This is a genomic window from Delftia sp. RIT313 (assembly GCF_000632165.1).
Classification (GTDB): Bacteria; Pseudomonadota; Gammaproteobacteria; order Burkholderiales; family Burkholderiaceae_C; genus Comamonas; species Comamonas acidovorans.
In genome coordinates this window covers 1-712 of sequence record NZ_JFYT01000022.1, presented here as the reverse complement: position 1 = coordinate 712, position 712 = coordinate 1, and the positions used below count along the sequence as shown (strand labels likewise).

Below are 712 nucleotides of genomic sequence, written 5' to 3'. Positions count from 1 at the left end.
TGGCCAGCAGGCCGACCACCATCTCCACCGAGCGCGACATGGCAATGCCCACGCGCGACTCGGGCCGTACGCCCAGGACGATCAGGCGATGGGCCAGGCGGTTGGCCTGGGCGTTGAGTTCGCCATAGCTGAGGCTTTGTGCTCCGCAACCCAGAGCGGGCGCATGGGCCTGCCGGCGCGCATGCTGCTCGATGCGGCAGTGCAGGGGATGGCTGGCGGGGAAATGCCCTGATGCCTGGCCGCTGCCCAGCAACTGCTGCGTTTGCGCGACGCCCAGTACGTCCAGCCGGCCCAGAACGGCCTGCGCATTCTGCTCCAGCGCCCCGACGACCGCCTGGATGGCGGCCCCCATGTAGCCGCACAGCCGCTGGGCACCAATGGATTCGCTGGCCTGCATCACGATGCCGAAGCCCTCGCCCAGATCGTCGATCGATACCGTTACCGGGTAGTTGGTGCGTTCCTCGCCACCCAGGACCGTGAGGCCTTCCCAGGTTCTGGCGGCAGTGTCCACGTCCTGCGCCGCGCTGTAGCGGTAGTTGAGCAGGGTGGAGAACAGCGGCGTACCACCCTCCAGCGCACTGCAGCGCTGCGCCAGCGACAGCGTCGCGTGCTCATGGTGCATCAGCCCCGACAAACCCTCATGCGTCTGGCGCAGGCACTCCTGCACGCTGCGCTCTCCCAGCCGTACGCGCAGCGGCAAGGTGTTGATGAA

The 712-nt window shown here is 67.7% G+C and carries 1 protein-coding gene; it reads right to left on the bottom strand.

Going from position 1 to position 712, the window contains the following annotated elements:
* Window positions 1-712: AMP-binding protein (locus BW39_RS03440; RefSeq protein WP_043819809.1), on the bottom strand; the 712-nt coding region annotated here is incomplete at both ends.